General features: G+C 43.9%; 12 protein-coding genes. 8 read left to right on the top strand and 4 right to left on the bottom strand.

Annotated elements, in window-relative coordinates; translation table 11 throughout:
• Window positions 1-8: 8 nt before the first annotated feature.
• Entirely contained in the window at window positions 9-764 is a 756-nt protein-coding gene (gene pilM / locus CKV74_RS03480) for a pilus assembly protein PilM (protein ID WP_007242451.1), read from the bottom strand.
• Window positions 765-863: 99 nt separating this feature from the next.
• Here pilM and CKV74_RS03475 point away from each other — a divergent pair, with 99 nt between their 5' ends.
• The 7 genes from CKV74_RS03475 (at window position 864) to hslO (ending at window position 9,805) form a co-directional block, all read left to right on the top strand.
• Window positions 864-3,482 (top strand): penicillin-binding protein 1A, encoded by a 2,619-nt coding sequence (locus CKV74_RS03475; protein WP_095176747.1) that lies wholly within the window; start codon window positions 864-866, stop codon window positions 3,480-3,482.
• Between the two features lie 57 nt (window positions 3,483-3,539).
• On the top strand, window positions 3,540-4,385 hold the full coding sequence (locus tag CKV74_RS03470; RefSeq protein ID WP_007242367.1) for a 23S rRNA (adenine(2030)-N(6))-methyltransferase RlmJ: 846 nt from the start codon (window positions 3,540-3,542) through the stop codon (window positions 4,383-4,385).
• A 166-nt stretch (window positions 4,386-4,551) separates the two neighbouring features.
• Entirely contained in the window at window positions 4,552-5,595 is a 1,044-nt protein-coding gene (waaF, locus tag CKV74_RS03465) for a lipopolysaccharide heptosyltransferase II (RefSeq protein ID WP_007242347.1), read from the top strand.
• A gap of 29 nt (window positions 5,596-5,624) precedes the next feature.
• On the top strand, window positions 5,625-6,530 hold the full coding sequence (locus CKV74_RS03460; RefSeq protein ID WP_007242494.1) for a DMT family transporter: 906 nt from the start codon (window positions 5,625-5,627) through the stop codon (window positions 6,528-6,530).
• Entirely contained in the window at window positions 6,527-7,486 is a 960-nt protein-coding gene (gene rfaC, locus CKV74_RS03455; protein WP_007242313.1) for a lipopolysaccharide heptosyltransferase RfaC, read from the top strand. The genes CKV74_RS03460 and rfaC overlap by 4 nt, the downstream gene beginning before the upstream one ends.
• A 151-nt stretch (window positions 7,487-7,637) precedes the next feature.
• Window positions 7,638-8,747, top strand: a complete 1,110-nt coding sequence (locus tag CKV74_RS03450) for a porin (protein WP_095176746.1) — start codon at window positions 7,638-7,640, stop codon at window positions 8,745-8,747.
• Window positions 8,748-8,941: 194 nt separating this feature from the next.
• On the top strand, window positions 8,942-9,805 hold the full coding sequence (hslO, locus tag CKV74_RS03445; protein ID WP_007242505.1) for an Hsp33 family molecular chaperone HslO: 864 nt from the start codon (window positions 8,942-8,944) through the stop codon (window positions 9,803-9,805).
• 44 nt (window positions 9,806-9,849) lie between these two features.
• On the opposite strand, the gene CKV74_RS03440 is transcribed toward hslO, so the two are convergent.
• The 3 genes from CKV74_RS03440 to CKV74_RS03430 all read right to left on the bottom strand — a co-directional run bounded on the left by CKV74_RS03440 (window position 9,850) and on the right by CKV74_RS03430 (window position 16,018).
• Entirely contained in the window at window positions 9,850-10,707 is an 858-nt protein-coding gene (locus CKV74_RS03440) for an alpha/beta hydrolase (RefSeq protein WP_039847825.1), read from the bottom strand.
• Window positions 10,708-10,749: 42 nt separating this feature from the next.
• A complete protein-coding gene (locus CKV74_RS03435; RefSeq protein WP_007242433.1) occupies window positions 10,750-12,831 on the bottom strand; it encodes a TonB-dependent receptor domain-containing protein in 2,082 nt (693 codons plus the stop codon).
• A 193-nt stretch (window positions 12,832-13,024) separates the two neighbouring features.
• The gene (locus CKV74_RS03430) at window positions 13,025-16,018 is read right to left on the bottom strand and encodes a TonB-dependent siderophore receptor (RefSeq protein ID WP_197691644.1); all 2,994 of its coding nucleotides are present in this window, start codon (window positions 16,016-16,018) and stop codon (window positions 13,025-13,027) included.
• A gap of 423 nt (window positions 16,019-16,441) precedes the next feature.
• Here CKV74_RS03430 and pckA point away from each other — a divergent pair, with 423 nt between their 5' ends.
• Window positions 16,442-18,058: a phosphoenolpyruvate carboxykinase (ATP) gene (gene pckA / locus CKV74_RS03425; RefSeq protein ID WP_007242443.1), complete on the top strand. Its 1,617-nt coding sequence runs from the start codon at window positions 16,442-16,444 to the stop codon at window positions 18,056-18,058.
• Window positions 18,059-18,271: the final 213 nt, after the last annotated feature.

The raw sequence follows: 18,271 nt of genomic DNA, 5'->3' as shown, positions 1-18,271 counted from the left end.
ATTATCTCCTACTCACCTTGTTCAAACTTAGGCCATAAGGCATTCCCTAAAGCAATTGGCGAACAAACACAATCAACCCTTTGCCAATCTGCCGGCAATTTGCGTTCAATGTCCGAATACACATAAATCTGCTCGCAGGGCTCTTTGAAATACTGTTGAAAATCCCGATACAGCGCTTGTAAATCCGCCCCACCTTGCCGTATTTGACATTGCTGAGCCCGTTCACAAAGCATTAAGCTTTGTTGCCCATGAATATAGACTAACAACCGATTTTGTACGGATTGCTGCAACAGATACGTGAATGCCCGTAAAAGACTATTCACTTGAGTGTCTAAAATGTTCGGCTGACAAGGCGAAAATTGCTGTAAAAAATCCAATGCTAAACGCTGCCGAATCGCCGTAATCTCCAGGCGACAACCTTGTGGCAAACTATTGGCCCGGTAATCAAACCAAAGCTCGTCCAATGCGACCGGCAATGATTTTTGTAGAATAAAACGGCTTTGCTGCTCACATTCATCAGCATCCAGCGACTGTGGCAAAATCAGGCTTTTAGACCACACAAGCTGTGGAGGAACCGCGCATACCACGCGGCGATGCCGTTGCTTAGTGTTTAATAAGGCTGTCAAATCCGCCGGTAGTGGGGAATCTTTCGGTTGTGCCCGGCTACAAATCCGGTCATTCTCAAACCACACAAAATATAATTGTTGGGTATCGGCATGCACACCGATCGGGCTGGATTGCTTGGCTTTTACAGCGCTGCGCATATTCTTTCCTATCTATTCGGGGAGTTATCTTTTATACTTAGCGCTCCGAAGCCTATGTCAAACGACATGGCAATTCATTAATCAAGAGAGAATTTTACGATGCGTATCGCAAAATTATTATTCAGCAGTCTGCTCACCCTATGTATTTTAGGACTTGTAGCGGGCGGTATCTTTTATATGCATTTGAAATCGGAATTACCTTCGGTTGAAAGTTTAAAAACCGTTGAGTTACAACAGCCGATGCAAATCTACACCGCCGATGGCAAACTGATCGGCGAGGTGGGTGAACAACGCCGTATTCCGGTAAAACTCGATGAAGTCCCGGAAAAATTAATCGAGGCCTTTTTAGCCACCGAGGACAGCCGTTTCTATGATCATCACGGCTTGGATCCTATCGGTATTGCTCGTGCTTTATACGTAGCCCTCATCAATCACGGCTCACCTTCTCAAGGTGCCAGTACTATCACCCAACAATTGGCGCGTAACTTTTTCTTAACGCCGGAAAAAACCATTATCCGTAAAGCTCGTGAAGCGGTGTTAGCAATTGAAATTGAAAATGCCTTAAGCAAACAGGAAATCCTTGAGCTTTACCTCAATAAAATCTTCTTGGGTTATCGTTCCTACGGGGTTGCAGCCGCGGCGCAAACCTATTTTGGTAAATCCCTAAATGAATTAACGCTATCCGAAATGGCAATCATCGCAGGTCTGCCAAAAGCGCCTTCGACCATGAACCCGATCTATTCACCAAAACGGGCTGAAGAACGTCGTAATGTCGTATTAGGCCGTATGTTAGCGGAAAATTACATTACCCAAGCTGAATACGATGCGGCGATCAAAGAACCGATTGTAGCCAGTTATCACGGCGCGAAATTTGAATTCCGTGCCGATTACATCAGCGAAATGGTGCGTCAAGAAATGGTCCGCCGTTTCGGTGAAGAACAAGCCTACACAAGTGGTTATAAAGTCTATACAACCGTCCTATCCAAAGACCAAGAGGCTGCACAAAATGCAGTGATCAACAACCTCATCAGCTATGATATGCGTCACGGCTATCGTGGTGGTGCTCCGTTATGGAAAAAAGGCGAAACAGCTTGGGATGACGAACGTATTACCGGTTTTCTGAAGAAATTACCGGACTCCACTCCATTCATTCCGGCGGCTGTCATCGCAATAGAAAAAAATGGCACGAAATTAATGTTGGCTTCCGGTGAAACCATGAGCTTGACGAACAACGCCATGCGTTGGGCCGGTCGCGCTAATCCAGTGAAAGTAGGTGAACAAATTTGGATCCGTAAAAAAGACAACGGTGAATGGATTTTAGGCCAAATTCCGGCAGCCAATGGCGCTTTAGTCTCCCTAAACTCCGACAATGGTGCGATTGAAGCTATTGTGGGCGGTTTCAGTTATGAACAAAGTAAATTTAACCGTGCCACCCAATCCTTGGTACAGGTTGGTTCATCGATTAAACCTTTTATTTATGCAGCAGGTTTGGAAAAAGGCTTAACCCTTTCCAGCGTCTTACAGGACACTCCAATTTCCATTCAAAAACCGGGACAACGCTTGTGGCAGCCGAAAAACTCGCCGGATCGTTATGATGGTCCAATGCGTGTTCGGGTCGGCTTGGGACAATCCAAGAATATGATTGCTATCCGCATCCTACAAACCGCAGGTATTGATTTTACCGCCGACTTCCTACAACGTTTTGGATTCAAACGGGATCAATATTTTGCCAGTGAAGCATTAGCTCTCGGCGCTGCCTCCTTCACTCCGCTGGAAATGGCGCGTGGTTATGCAGTATTCGATAATGGTGGTTTCTTAATCGATCCTTATCTGATTGAAAAAATTCAAGATAACACCGGGAAAGATTTATTTATCGCCAATCCCAAAATTGCCTGTATCAGCTGTAATGATATTCCGGTGATTTACGGTGAAACCCAAGATAAAATCGATGGCTTTAAAGACACACCATTGTTAGCTGCCGGAAATACCCTGAAAACCGCTGACAACAACAGCACCGAAGAAGGTGACCAACAACCGGAAAACGTACCGGATTTACCGGAATTGCAAGGCCAGGCCAAAGCACTAAATGAAGATGCCGTGGTTCTGATGGCAGCGGGTAAGGATGCAAGTTCTAAAGTGGAATATGCTCCACGCGTAATTAGCGGCGAATTAGCCTTCCTAATTCGTAGTGCGCTAAATACCGCGGTCTATGGTGAGCAAGGTTTAGGCTGGAAAGGAACCAGCTGGCGCATGGCCAAAGACATCAAACGTGGCGATGTGGGTGGTAAAACCGGGACCACTAACAGTTCGAAAGTGGCTTGGTATGCCGGTTTTGGTGCCAATATCGTCACCACCACTTATGTTGGTTTCGATGACAACAAACGCACCTTAGGTCGCGGTGAAGCGGGTGCACAAACCGCAATGCCAGCCTGGATTGCTTATATGAAAGTAGCCTTAGCAGATGTACCGGAACGCAAAACCGACCTCCCAGCCAAAATCGTGGAAAAAACCATCGATCAAAACACGGGTTTACTTTCCGAAGGTGGTGGCCGTAAGGAATACTTTATCGATGGAACCGAACCGAAACGAACCTTCCTCGATGAAATGCAAGAGCGTGGCTATTACGTTCCGCCTGAGTTGCAACAGCGCTTAAATGGCGGTGGCATAGGCGGTTCCGGTGGCGCCGCACCGGCCGCACAACCGGAAGATTTATTCTAATTTGACAGGGCGAACAACAGGTTCGCCCTTTATTTTATCCCCATTGAGGAATGCAAAATGCTCAGTTATCGCCATAGTTTTCACGCCGGCAACCATGCCGATGTGATCAAACACATCGTTTTGATGTTAATCCTAGAAAATCTTACTATTAAGGAAAAAGGCTTTTATTATTTGGATACCCATGCCGGCGTTGGACGTTATCGTCTTGCCTCAGCGGAAGCGGAAAAAACCGGTGAATATAAGGAAGGTATCGGTCGCTTATGGGAACGTGATGATCTACCGCCAATCGTCACACGTTATGTCGAATTAATTAAAAAACTCAATTATGGTGGCCGCGAACTCCGCTATTACGCCGGTTCGCCGATGATTGCCGCACAATTATTACGTCCACAGGATCGCGCCTGTTTAAGTGAACTACATCCGGCCGACTTTCCGCTACTGCGCAATAATTTCAAAGAATACAAAAACATTCAGGTGAAATCGGAAAACGGTTTTCAGTTGCTCAAAGCCACCCTGCCACCGAAAGAACGCCGTGGCTTGGTACTTATCGACCCACCGTATGAACTCAAAGAAGATTACGATTTAGTTGTAAAGGCCGTCGAAGAAGGACACAAACGCTTTGCCACCGGTACCTATGCCATTTGGTATCCGGTAGTATTGCGGCAACAAAGCAAACGTATTTTTAAAGGCTTAGTCGCCAGTGGAATTCGCAAAATTCTGAAAATCGAATTCGCCGTACGCCCTGACAGCGATCAACGAGGCATGACTGCAAGCGGTATGGTGGTCGTTAATCCACCTTGGCAGTTAGAACAACAAATGCGGGAAATTCTACCTTATCTATGTCAAACCCTTGTGCCGGAAGGCTGTGGCAGTTGGTCGGTCGAGTGGATTGTGCCTGAATAATCAGTTTTTAATCAATATCAATAAAATCAATGACTTAGCATTGATTTTAAGAAAAACTTTTATTTTGGATGGGGCGTTGCCTAAAGACACAAACCGCCGCACCGCATTGTAAATCCCGCCTATCAATAATAAGATGACGGCATTTCAGAGCAAGAGTAATAAACGGATGAATATTTTAGTAATTGGCCCGTCTTGGGTGGGCGATATGATGATGTCGCAAAGTCTGTATCAACAGTTAAAAATCCAATATCCCAATGCCAATATCGATGTAATGGCGCCAAATTGGTGTAAACCGCTGTTAGCGCGAATGCCGGAAGTGCGACAAGCCTTGGAAATGCCCTTGGGACACGGAGCTCTTGAATTGAGTATGCGCTATCGCTTAGGGAAAGCTTTACGCGACCAATATGATTTGGCCATTGTGTTGCCGAACTCTCTAAAATCGGCGCTAATTCCATTGTTTGCCAAAATTCCCCAACGCCGCGGTTGGAAAGGCGAAAGCCGTTATTTTTTGCTAAATGACCTACGCCAAAACAAACGCGACTATCCGATGATGGTGCAACGCTATATGGCGTTAGCCTTTGCTAAAGATGCAGTACCGGCTGCCGCGCAAATGCCCGTGTTAAAACCCTATTTAAGCGTCGATCCCGCACAACAAGCGCTCACTCTCAAACATTTTGAAAAACAAACGGCAGTATTGGGTGAGCGGGCAATTATTGGTTTCTGTCCGGGCGCAGAATTCGGTCCGGCTAAACGATGGCCACATTATCATTACGCTGAATTAGCCAAAATGCTGATCGAACAAGGCTATGCGGTGGAATTATTTGGTTCCCCCAAGGATATTGAGGCCGGCGAACAAATTCGTGCCGCTCTGCCTGCTGATTTACAACCGTTCTGCTTGAATCTGGCGGGACAAACCGATTTAAATCAAGCGGTGGATCTGATTGCCAATTGCCGCGCGGTGGTTAGCAACGATAGTGGCTTAATGCACATTGCGGCTGCGACCGCTCGCCCTTTAGTGGCGTTATACGGCCCAACCAGTCCAACTTACACCCCGCCATTATCCGATAAAGCAGTGATTATCCGTTTAATCGAAGGCGATTTAATTAAAGTGCGTAAAAGTACCGATAGCCAAGAAGGCTATCATCAAAGTTTGATTGATATCACGCCGGCCATGGTGGCAGAAAAGCTAACCACTCTATTGCAGGCATAATTTATAAAACATAACGGGAAATAACAGTAATGAATCCACTTCGCATACATCTCCAAATGGTTGGCATGGCTATCCTATGGGGAGCCTCTTGGCCCTGGGGACGGGTTGTCGCACAGGCAATGCCAACCTTTGTCGCCTCGGCAATGCGTTTCTTGTTTGCAATCATTCCGTTACTCATTTGGCTATATGCCGCCAATCGTTTCACATATGCGAAAAAGCTACGCCCAAATCAATGGTTCGGGTTATTTTTGACCGCGCTATTGGGTATTTTCGGTTATTCCACTTTCTTTATTTGGGGCTTGAAATACGTACCGGCAGGACAAGGTACCATGGTAGTTGCCTCCAATCCGGTGTTCACTATGTTTTTCGCTATTCTGCTCTTTAAGGAAAAATGGAATCGTTGGGTAGTTTTAGGCATGGCGATTGCCGTAAGCGGCTCCTTACTGGCGATGACCAAGGGCAATCCGGCGAACTTATTGCAACATTTCGGCTTTGGGCAAATGCTCTTGCTCTGCGCTTTAGTCTGTTGGGTAGCCTACACCCTATTGGCACGCAAAGTGCTAACCGGGATTGATTCTCTTACCGCCACAACTATTTCCTCTACCTTTGGATTTTTTATGTTAGCCCTGGCGGCTATTTGTACGGAAGATGCCGAAGGATGGGCAAGCGTACTACAATTGAACGGCGCACAATGGTTTAGTTTACTTGGTTTGGCCTTTGGTGCTACGGTACTTGCCTACGCTTGGTATTTTGACGGAGTAAAATATTTGGGTGCAGGCAATGCCGCCGCCTATATTATTATCGTGCCAATTTTAGGCATTTTATTTTCCGCCATGTGGTTGCATGAACCCTTAGATGCATCGTTGCTGTTGGGCGGTCTATTGGCAGTTTCGGGGCTGGGGATTATGCACTGGGGGCGCATGCAATTACGATGAAAATCTGTTTAGTCAAAACCTCTTCCATGGGCGATATAATCCATACCTTGCCGGCCTTAACCGATGCTGCACAGGCATTGAAAGATTTTTCGGTGGATTGGGTCGTTGAAGAAAACTTTGCAGAAATTCCACGCTGGCATTTTGCCGTGGATAAAGTGATTCCGATTGCTTTACGACGTTGGCGCAAAGCCCCATGTGCTACCGAAACCCGTCACCAATGGCAGAATTATCGCAAGCTGTTACAACAAACACAGTATGATGCGGTAATTGATGCACAAGGCTTGCTGAAGAGCGCTATTTTTGCCACCCGCTTAGCCCACGGCGAAAAACACGGATACGATCGCAAAAGCATCCGTGAACCCCTCGCCAGCTGGTTTTACGATAAAAAATACGCCATTTCCTACCAACAGCATGCCGTTGAACGAATTCGTCAATTATTTGCTCAAGCATTGGGGTATTCCTTGCCCACAGGCCTAGGCGATTACGCTCTAGCCCGCCATTTTTCCGCGCAGCAAGAAAGTACTCCCTATGTGCTACTCTTTCATTCCACGACCCGTGCCGAAAAACATTGGCCGGAAAACTATTGGCATGAATTCATTGGAGCATGTGTAGAAAAGCAAATTGCCGTACGACTACCTTGGGGTACCCCTCAAGAACACGGCCGCGCTGAACGTTTGGCCGCCGGTTATAATGATGTACAGGTCTTACCTAAATTAACCTTAAGCCAATTAGCCTCACAAATTGCCGGAGCACAGGCCGTCATTTCGGTGGATACCGGACTGGCACACTTAACAGCAGCGCTCGATAAACCGGCAATAACTCTGTATGGGGCAACAGATCCGACCTTGATCGGCGCCTATGGTCAAAATCAACATTATCTACAAGCCGACTCCATGCAAGAAATCCAGCCAAATCAGGCATTTAACGAATTCTTGAGGCTATTAAATCAACGCTAAAAAAAGATCCTTTTAACATCTCATCAAGCATTATCAACGGTTGTGTTTTGCGCAAATGGCTTGTTTTGGCTTGCCTGACTCACCTTCAGCCGATAAACTCCAAGAAGTTCAATACTTTTTTTGATTTATTTTTCACAATAAGGAAAGCGAAATGAAAAAAACACTTCTTGCTTTAGTTGTTGCTGCAACCGCAGCCGGCTCTGCAAACGCCTATAACTTCCATATCGATCAAACCGGTACCGATGTTAATTTCTACGGTTCCTTACGTTTGAAATGGGAACACATCAATTCTAAAACCACAGATGCCAACGGTGATAGCAACAGAGAAATCGCACATGGCGATATCGATGATAACGGCTCTCGTTTTGGTTTTGGTATCAAACAAAACTTAGGTAACGATTTCTACGCATTAGGTAAAATCGAATGGCGCTTCCGTGACACCGATGCCCGCAACTTAGCGAGCAACCGTCACAATAATTTCGGCCACATCTACACCCGTCAACTATTCGGCGGTTTTGGCCATAAAACCTTCGGTGAGTTAACCTACGGTAACATGACTACTTTCACCGATGAAATCAAACAAACCGACTTAGCCAACATCTACAGCCTCAGTGATGGCTTACTCGTAGGCAATGCTCGTCGTGCGGTGCAATACGTGAACCGTGGCTTAGTACCTAACTTAAAATTCGGTGCATTCTATGGTGCCACCAGCAAACGTGGTGCAACCGGTTTAGATTTAGCGGTCAACCGTAACCACGTGTGGGGTGCAGGTGCGGTATATAAATTCGAAATCGACAGTCTACAAGATGTGACCACCGGTTTAGGTTTTACCCGTCAAACCTTTGCTAACGGCGTACAAGAAACCGCTTATGCTTTCGATAACGCATACCGTTTTGATAACACCACCCTTGGTTTAGACTTAGAACACAAAAAAATCAGCAATGTGAAAGGTATTGAAGGTCTTGAACGTTCTAAATACGAAGCTCGCGCTGTCGTGCATCAAAAATTAAGCGATGCTTGGAATGTTTATGCGATGTATGCCTATCGTACCAACAAATTGAAAAACGCGACTTACGCGACTGCAACAGAAAAAAAATCTGATGTGATGTTAGGTACTGAATACTATGTGTATCAAAACCAATCCTTAAAAGTGAAACCATTTGTTGAAGGCCAAGTGCTACGCACCCGCAACCTAAATAATGTTGCCGGCGATACACAACGCGATTACAAAATGGTTGTAGGTTTACGTGCTTACTGGTAATCCGTTACCCATCATTTCTCAGCGGGAGTTTTAACTCCCGCTTTTTTATCCCTTGCAATTAGCGAATTTATCCCCATTATAGGAGCACATAAAACGCTTTTTAGACTACCTCTAATAAAATCAATGACTTAGCATCGATTTTAGGAAAAACTCCAATTTTCGAGGGGGCGTTTTCAATGACTGAGGAAAATTTCATGACTTATACCCAAGACAACGACAAACTTTACCGCTACCTTTTCCAAAACCGCGCTGTGCGTGGTGAATGGGTGCGTCTCAATCAAAGTTTTGTCGATACCCTAAACACCCATCACTATCCAACTGCCGTGCGCAATTTATTAGGGGAAATGTTGGTGGCTACCAGTTTATTAACGGCTACGTTGAAATTTAACGGCAATATCACCGTACAAATTCAAGGTGATGGCCCATTGCGCTTAGCCTTGGTTAACGGCAACGACCAGCAGCAACTACGAGCCTTAGCCCGTGTGGAAGGCGCAATTGATGACAACATGAGTTTGCAACAAATGATCGGTAAAGGCGTATTGGTGATCACTATTGCACCAACCGAAGGGGAACGCTACCAAGGTGTCATCGCCTTAGATAAACCGACCATCACCGAGTGCCTGGAAGACTACTTTGTGCGCTCAGAACAACTGCAAACTCAATTAATTATTCGCACTGGCGAATATGAAGGCCAACCAACCGCGGCGGGAATGCTGTTACAAGTGATGCCGGATGGCCAAGGTACACCGGAAGATTTTGAGCATCTCACCACCTTAGCCGCCACCGTTAAGGATGAAGAATTGTTTGGCCTCACAGCAGAGGAATTGCTCTATCGCTTGTATCATGAAGAAACCGTGGAAGTATATCCACCGCAAGCCCTTTCCTTCTTCTGCGGTTGCTCGGCAGAACGTTCCGGCGCGGCATTACTATTAATTCCCGACGCGGAAATAGAAGAGATTCTCGCCGAACATAACGGCAGCATCGATATGCAATGTGAATGTTGTGGTACGCATTACTTCTTTAATAAAGCAACCATTGATAAATTAAAGCAGGCTTAAATCTCAATAAAAAAATCTCCGCCAATTTAGCGGAGATTTTTTATTTATGGCTGCACTATTGCCATACAGGCTTGCAATGCATTGGCAATCGAACCCCCATGGTTTTTCTGCGGAATCAACAAAAACTCCGCGGCTTGTCCTTGCGCTTGCAATTCTTTCGCTAATCCACGGGCATCTAATGGCATCATCTCCCGACGCATTTTAATTTTGGCAAGCTGCTCCGGATTCATTGTGGGATCTTTCTCCGGCTCGGCTTCATATTCCCCCAAAGTGAGTAAAATACGCTGCGGTGAATGCTGCAGCCAAGGTTTTTGTGTGGGCAACAGCGCACCATGCCCCCACCAAAGGGAAGGACTGGCTAAGCAATAGTTATTAAATAAATCGCCTTGCTGTAACAGTACATACAAACCAAATAGCGCACCAAAGGAATGCCCAAAAAAAGTCTCTTGCGGCTGCTGCAAAGCATACTTTTCCGCAATATAGGGTTTTACCCGTTGGGTGAAAAAGCGTAGAAAATCCGCCACACCGCCGCCCTTGGCAAATTCCTCACCCTCGGCCGCAAAGGTATAATCACGGGTACGCTCGGCAAGTGCATAGGCCTTATCGGAGACATAACCAATACCAACAATTAACGGTAGTGGTTTATCTGCCGCCACCGCATTGATGGCTAACGGAAACTGCGCATTACCATCCGTAGTATAGAGCACGGCTGAAGGAACTGGTGTACTTTTCGGCTCGCCGATAAACAGACGATAATTTTTTCCCTCAAAGGTCAAATCGGTTTGTTTAACTTGGTATAGGGCATTCATTTCAGGTGTAATTGGAGGAATAGAAAAATCTGGCTCGGCAAACACTTGGTGATGCAATAACATCATCAAACCGAACAATAACACACGTAACATGATCACATCTAAAGACGGCACGGTTACCCGTGCCGTTAAGCATTAAAAGGTGATATTCAAATTAGTCCAGAAACGACGACCGTCTTCCACCGTCCAGCTACCGCCATTGGTATCCACCCGTTCACCGATTTCATTGCCAATATTTAACACTGCAAAGTTAAGTGAGACATTCGGATTGAATTTGTAGGTAGTACCGATATCCACGGTTGTATACGCACCACGGGTACGATAGGCGTTTTTATTATCGCCGTTACGCGGATTTGCCCAAATTTGTTTGCCTTTATAGGCAACACGGGTGTAGGCACTGAAGGCATCGTTCACAATCCAATTGAGTTTGGCTGAGGCGGCATGTTTCGGTGTATTATCCAGAGGCAAACCGCGCAAGCTAACACCCGAAGCGGATAAATCTTCATCAGATTTACGTTTGGAATGTTGATAGGTATAACTCAAATCCAAATTCCAATGATCGTTAAAGGTCAGGTGAGAACCAAATTCCACTCCTTTAATATTCGCCCGACCCACATTAGCATATTGATACAATCGAGCACCAGTAAGCGGATCCGCTGTGCCGGTATAGAAGCTGGTTAATTTATTTTTGAAATCCGTATTAAACAGCGTAATAGTCGCATGATTATCGTTGTCGTAGGTATAGACCAAACTTAACTCTTCATTAATACTGGTTTCCGGTTTTAAATTAGGATTACCATAAATCACCCCGGCGCCGTTCTGCGTTGAAGTTACATAGCTTTCACTTAACTCTCGAATGGTTGGTGCGCGGAACGCTTTGGAAATACCGCCTTTAATCGTCCAGCTCGGATTGATGTGATATACCGCATAGGCTCTTGGATTCCAGTGAGAACCAAATTTTTCATGGTGATCTAAACGGGAGCCTAATGTGAGTAGGAATTTATCGGAGAAATTGATTTCATCTTCTAAGAAAAATGCATACTGCTTAATTTTGTTTTGAGTATTTTGGAATACCGGACTATAACTGGTTACCGTACGCCCACCAACAGTGCGGCTACGGGTATTCACACGTAATACCGAGTCATCCTGTAATTTAGCCCATTGATATTGTCCGCCAAAAACGAAGAAATGATTGGCAACCGGTAACATAAATTTAGCGTCGAAAACCGTATTAGTAATTTCCGGTTTACGACTGTTCATTACATCATTAGTTAATACTTCACGTTTGGCTTTCTCTTGGTATAGGGAAAGTTCCGATGTCATGAAATTCCAATCGGCCTGATGGGTAACCGACCAATGGGTACGGGATGCGCGGGTTGCAGTAGCTGAGTTACGCGTCGTGCTAGAGCCGCGGGTGGTAGTGAGTGCCAAGGATTTTCCCGGCGTTTCGTCTTTTTCCAACAAATGACGGCCACCTTCAAAAATAAAGGTTTGTCCTTTAGTCGGAGTGAAGGTCAACTTACTGTTGATATCACGATTTTTATTTTTATTGGAACCACCGATAATATTATCTTCTTGGCGATAATTACCACCACCATATACCTGAATACCTAAGATATTTTTTACTAAGGGGCCGGAAACAAAGAAATTACCGTGGTAGCCATCGCCGAAATCACTTTTATCATGGGCGGTAAATCCACCGGAAAGGGAGCCCGTCCAGTTTTCGGTAGCATTCTTGGTGATAATATTCACCACACCGCCCATAGCATCGGAACCATACAGCGAGGACATCGGGCCGCGCACGACTTCAATACGCTCAATCGCATTTACCGGTGGAATAAAAGCACCTTCATAACCACCATTACCGTTTGGCCGCGACTCTCGGGTATTTTGACGACGCCCATCCACCATAATTAAGGTGTAATCTGCAGGTAAGCCTCGAATCGAAATATCCGATTTATTTACATTGCTACCACTGACATTAACCCCTGGAATATCCTGCAGCGCTTCTTCCAAACGGTTTGATGGATGTTGTTTTAATTGTTGTTTATCTACCACGCTAATGCTGGCCGGCGCATCCCGCAAATCCTGAGCGGTACCCGCGGCAGTCACGACGATAGCATCAAGTTCGGCATTTTTCTTTTCCTCAGCGAAACTGTTCGCACTCAACGACGCCAACACTGCCAATGCGACGGGGGAAATTCGGGTTAATTTCATTATTTTATCCTTAGTTTTTAAATGGTTATTAGTAATGAGAGCTATTTGCATCAAAAGCTTGCTAAATTTACGCTTTCTTTAGAAATTTAGCAAATCAATCCGTTACAAACGCCCCCACGCAAATCGGAGTTTTTCACGAAATAACACGTAACTCATTGATTTTATTGATATTGGTTTAAAAATCTCGTTTTTTCTAAAATACCCATGACAGCTTCATCAAAAAAGTCCGTGGGCGGCCATAAAAGTTATTCATACCTCGAGTTCGATTGTAGTTGTTCTCAAAGTAAGTTTTATCAAACAGGTTACTCACTATCAGGCCAACTTTGGCATGGGGATTCAACTCATACTGCACATTAGCATCCCACAACGCATAACCTGCTTGACGGATACCATACAAACTGCTGGTTGGACTTTGCGCGCTAACTCCACCGCCGATGGTCCAATGGCTATTCGGGATGTGATAGCTGGTGGCAATTCGTAACATCTGGACCGGAGTAAAATTACTAAAGTTATAAGGATCGGCCTTGGCATTTTTCTCCAGGCGGGCCGCATTCACTTCATCGGCATTTTTGTATTTGCTCTTATTGTAGGTATAGCCTAAAAACAATTGCCAATTCTCACTAAGCGAACCTGATAGCTCCAATTCAACACCTTTACTAACTACCTTACCGATAGGTTTGGCTATAGTTTGAAAAGAACCGCGTAAGCCTGTTGAGTCAGGTACAAAGGTAAAATCAACTACCGTGCGATTTTTTTGTTCTAGGGTAAATAATGCCAATGAACTATTAAGTCGTTGATTGAAAAAACTGCCTTTCCAACCAATCTCATAATTACTGCCCAATAACGGGGGTAAGGTCGTTTTAGTGGTGACGTCCACATTGTCCTGCTGTTTAAAAATCTGCGTATAACTGGCGTATAGGCTTTGATTTTCATTGAGGTCATAGGTCACGCCGGCATAAGGTGTAAACTTATGTCCCTTCATACGAGCGGTATAATGATCTTGATCGATTTTATTATTTGTCGCCAATTGGAAATTACTTAGTGGTTGGCCGTAACGAACCGGCATATCCTTGGTTTGAGAGGTGTTGTAATGCACCAAACTACCACCCAATAAAAAGTGTAATTTATCAGTCGCATTAAAACGGGTGCTTAAGGTAACCGTATGGGTTTTATTTTTGTTTACATATTTGGCGTAGTTATATAGTGCATCTACATAATCATCGGGAATTTTGACTTCTTTATACACCGGTGTAGTGCCATTAAATCCGACAAATAATGGATTCCCATCCGCATCAGTTTCCTGCACTTTATTACCGTTAGCATCTCGTACATATTCAGGTTCATAAATCGGAACTAGACGGCCAAAATCATTTTCCCGATAGACCTGTTTGCCATTTTGATCCAAAACAGGTTTATATTTGGTGATCAACGCATCTTTACAGCCTGGCTCATAAACTCGAACATTGCCATGTTCCGTATATTTATCCCAAGCCGGCTCCGGACGACCGGTTTCCGTTGGTAAAGAATCACTACCAATAGGATCCTCTTCACAACGGCCGTCATATTGGGAATGGATAGCACCAGTGCTAGGCCGCGGACGATAACGTTTTTGGAAAATTTCTAAATATTGGGATTGAATATTCTCATTATTGAATGCGTAACCAAGATAAAAATCATGGCTACGGTCAAACAGCTCATAGGTACCGTTAAGGCTAAGTTTTATGCCATATTGCTCATCTTTTTTCTGGTGTCGCATCGGCATATAGTTAAAGCGTCGATTGGTTATGCCCCGATTATTGAAAGCACTATCATAAAGTCTGTCGGAAAAACGGTTGGCGGCATTATTGATGATGCCCTCCTCCACTAATTTCTTATCAACATATTCTTTCTTATCAACATTTTCACCGGGATCGGCCCAATTGGGTTCACATAAAAAGTCCAATCCCACTTCTTCCATACACTGAGCAAAACCAGCTTGTCGTGATTGCATCCGCTGCGCCCGATATTGGGCAAATTCTGCTGCATTAAATTGATGAGCAAGATAGTCAGCTTTACGTTTTTCATATTGCGCAGTAACTTCTTGTCGATAGCCTTTCAATTTAGCCAGGGCCTCAGCCTTTGGATAAAAAGGAATAACTTCACCTTTTTCCGTTAAGAATGCATCGGCATCGCTACCGGAAATACCGGCTGCATGTTCATCCTTAATAAAGAATTGGCCAACCTTAGCGTCCGAGTTATTTTTGCTGTAGCTGGCTTCTATTTTGAGTTCCCAACCATTATCTAGAACAAATTTGCTTTCAGTAAAAAGATTGTATTTATCTCCTTTTAAGCGAGACCAATCCTCTCCCAAATAGGTATTACGCGGTAAAGTAAGCGGATTATTACAGGCGGGACGGGAAGAAAATGCCGATACTTGAGGGTTTTCACAAGGAAGAATTACCCCGGCAAAGTCTGGCACTTCACTGATCTTTTGATACATTGCGCCCAGCGTAAAGAGTCCAATATCACCAATATTAGTTTCAGTAACCCCATAAATCATGGATTTTTTTCCATGCACTTTATCCTTGAATGAACGGGATTTTTCTTGTACACCGATTAACCGACCACGAACCGTATTTTGCGGATTCATCTTACCTGACACATCTAACATAGTGCGCCAACCGCCACGATGATCGAAATCTATCTCACCTAAATGTTGAAATTTATCGGTCGGGCGCTTACGAATTAAATTAATCGTACCACCGGGTTCTGAATTTGATTGGGTCAAGCCACTTGCCCCTCGCACGACTTCAATATGGTCATAAATAGCCAAATCTGTGCTAGGCGAAACATCTATTTTCGCGGTATAACCCGAACGACCACCAACATTTGTGGTAATTCCGTCTTCACCGATTTGATCCACATAAAACCCTCGAGAAAGAAAGCGGGTTTGTAAACCAGAATCCCGAACGACATTCATTCCGGCTGTATTTTGCATTGCCTCTTCAAGGGTATGGATTGCTTTATCATTTAAACGTTTTTGTGTGATAACACTTACCGACTGCGGAGTATCCTTTCCTGAGATACGTAATCCGGTTGCGGTATTCATTGATTTGATCGTATAACTTTGACTTTTCTCCGTACTGTTAGTCGGACTTTCCTCTACAACATTAATTTGTTCTAATTCAATTTCAGAAGCATATGTCATTGCGGAATGAAGGCTAAGAAAAAGTGCGCTGGAAAGAAGGCTGAAATGATGGGGAATTAATTTTAGGTTACTTGGAAAAGTACGCATTTTTGGCTCCTTTATTATTGCATTGCGTTTTTTTATCCCTAGAAAAATTTTTCTATTCGCTTTTGTTTCCAAGTAAAAGGCTAAATATAAGAGCAACTGTCGTTGCTAGTCATAAAATCAATAAAACATTGATAATGATAATCTTTATCATTTTTATGGTAAAGAGATATTTAAAATAAAAATGTGTTTTGGAATACAAACTAATCAACTAACTAAAAATAGGCATATTTTGTGATAGAAGTCTCAGAAATGAGATCTACTTAACATTTTTTTGCTGATTATTCTCTATAATGCTCGCATTCTAATTTTCTATAATTTTTCACACAGAGGTGACTTATGACAGACGTAAACAAACTCATCAAAGATCTTGAAGCTCTTGGTATCTACGATGTGAAAGAAGTAGTTTATAACCCAAGTTATGAACTACTTTTTGAAGAAGAAACTAAGCCTGGCTTGGAAGGTTTCGAAAAAGGAACCCTTACCACAACTGGTGCGGTTGCAGTTGATACGGGTATTTTTACCGGTCGTTCGCCAAAAGATAAATACATCGTATTAGACGAGACCACTAAAGATACTGTTTGGTGGAATTCTGATGCAGCGAAAAACGACAATAAACCTATGAATCAAGCAACTTGGCAAAGCTTGAAAGAATTGGTTACTCAACAACTTTCCCGTAAACGTCTATTTGTAGTTGATGGATTCTGTGGTGCTAGCGAACAAGACCGTATCGCAGTACGTATTATTACTGAAGTCGCTTGGCAAGCGCATTTCGTAAAAAACATGTTTATCCGTCCAACTGAAGAACAATTAAAAACCTTCAAACCGGATTTCGTGGTAATGAATGGTTCTAAATGCACCAATCCAAATTGGAAAGAACAAGGTTTAAATTCTGAAAACTTTGTTGCCTTTAACCTAACCGAACGCATTCAATTAATCGGTGGTACTTGGTACGGCGGTGAAATGAAAAAAGGTATGTTCTCTATGATGAACTACTTCCTACCGCTTAAAGGTGTGGGCGCAATGCACTGTTCTGCCAACGTAGGTAAAGACGGCGATGTTGCTATTTTCTTCGGTCTTTCCGGTACAGGTAAAACAACCCTCTCTACTGATCCAAAACGTGAATTAATCGGTGACGATGAACACGGTTGGGATGATGTAGGTATCTTCAACTTTGAAGGTGGTTGTTATGCGAAAACCATCCATCTTTCTGAAGAAAATGAACCAGATATTTATCGTGCAATCCGTCGTGATGCGTTATTAGAGAACGTGGTTGTTCGTGCTGACGGTTCCGTTGATTTTGATGATGGTTCTAAAACTGAAAATACCCGTGTGTCTTATCCGATTTATCACATTGATAACATCGTTAAACCGGTTTCCCGTGCAGGCCATGCAACTAAAGTTATTTTCTTAACCGCAGACGCATTTGGTGTATTACCTCCGGTATCTAAATTGACTCCGGAACAAACCAAATACTACTTCTTATCCGGTTTCACAGCGAAACTTGCAGGTACAGAACGCGGTATTACCGAACCAACTCCAACTTTCTCAGCATGTTTCGGTGCAGCATTCTTAACCTTACACCCAACCCAGTATGCGGAAGTGTTGGTTAAACGTATGCAGGAGGCAGGTGCGGAAGCTTACTTGGTTAACACTGGTTGGAACGGCACTGGTAAACGTATCTCTATTAAAGATACCCGCGGTATTATCGATGCCATCTTAGATGGTTCTATCGAAAAAGCTGAAATGAGCGAATTACCAATCTTCAACTTGGCAATTCCTAATGCTTTACCGGGCGTAGATCCTGCTATTTTAGACCCACGTGATACTTATGCAGACAAAGCACAATGGGAAGCTAAAGCACAAGATCTTGCGGGTCGTTTCGTGAAAAACTTCGAAAAATATGCAACTAATGCCGAAGGTAAAGCATTAATTGCAGCGGGTCCAAAAGCCTAATTGCTTTAATGAACCATTACAGGGCGTGCTTAACACGCCCTTTTTTATTGAGTGTAAAATTAAGTTTATGCCTATCTAATACTTAATTTTCTTTTTAATTATCAAAAACTCCTTAGCAACAAAAATTTAGCTTATGTTTAGAGATAATAAAAAAACAATATTTGTAAGATTTTTTATTGAATAAAAAAGGACAGACATAAAGTCTGTCCTTAC

The organism is Haemophilus pittmaniae (assembly GCF_900186995.1).
Taxonomy (GTDB): Bacteria; Pseudomonadota; Gammaproteobacteria; order Enterobacterales; family Pasteurellaceae; genus Haemophilus_D; species Haemophilus_D pittmaniae.
Note: the sequence above shows the minus strand (reverse complement) of the source record. Positions and strands in the feature narration are given on the sequence as shown.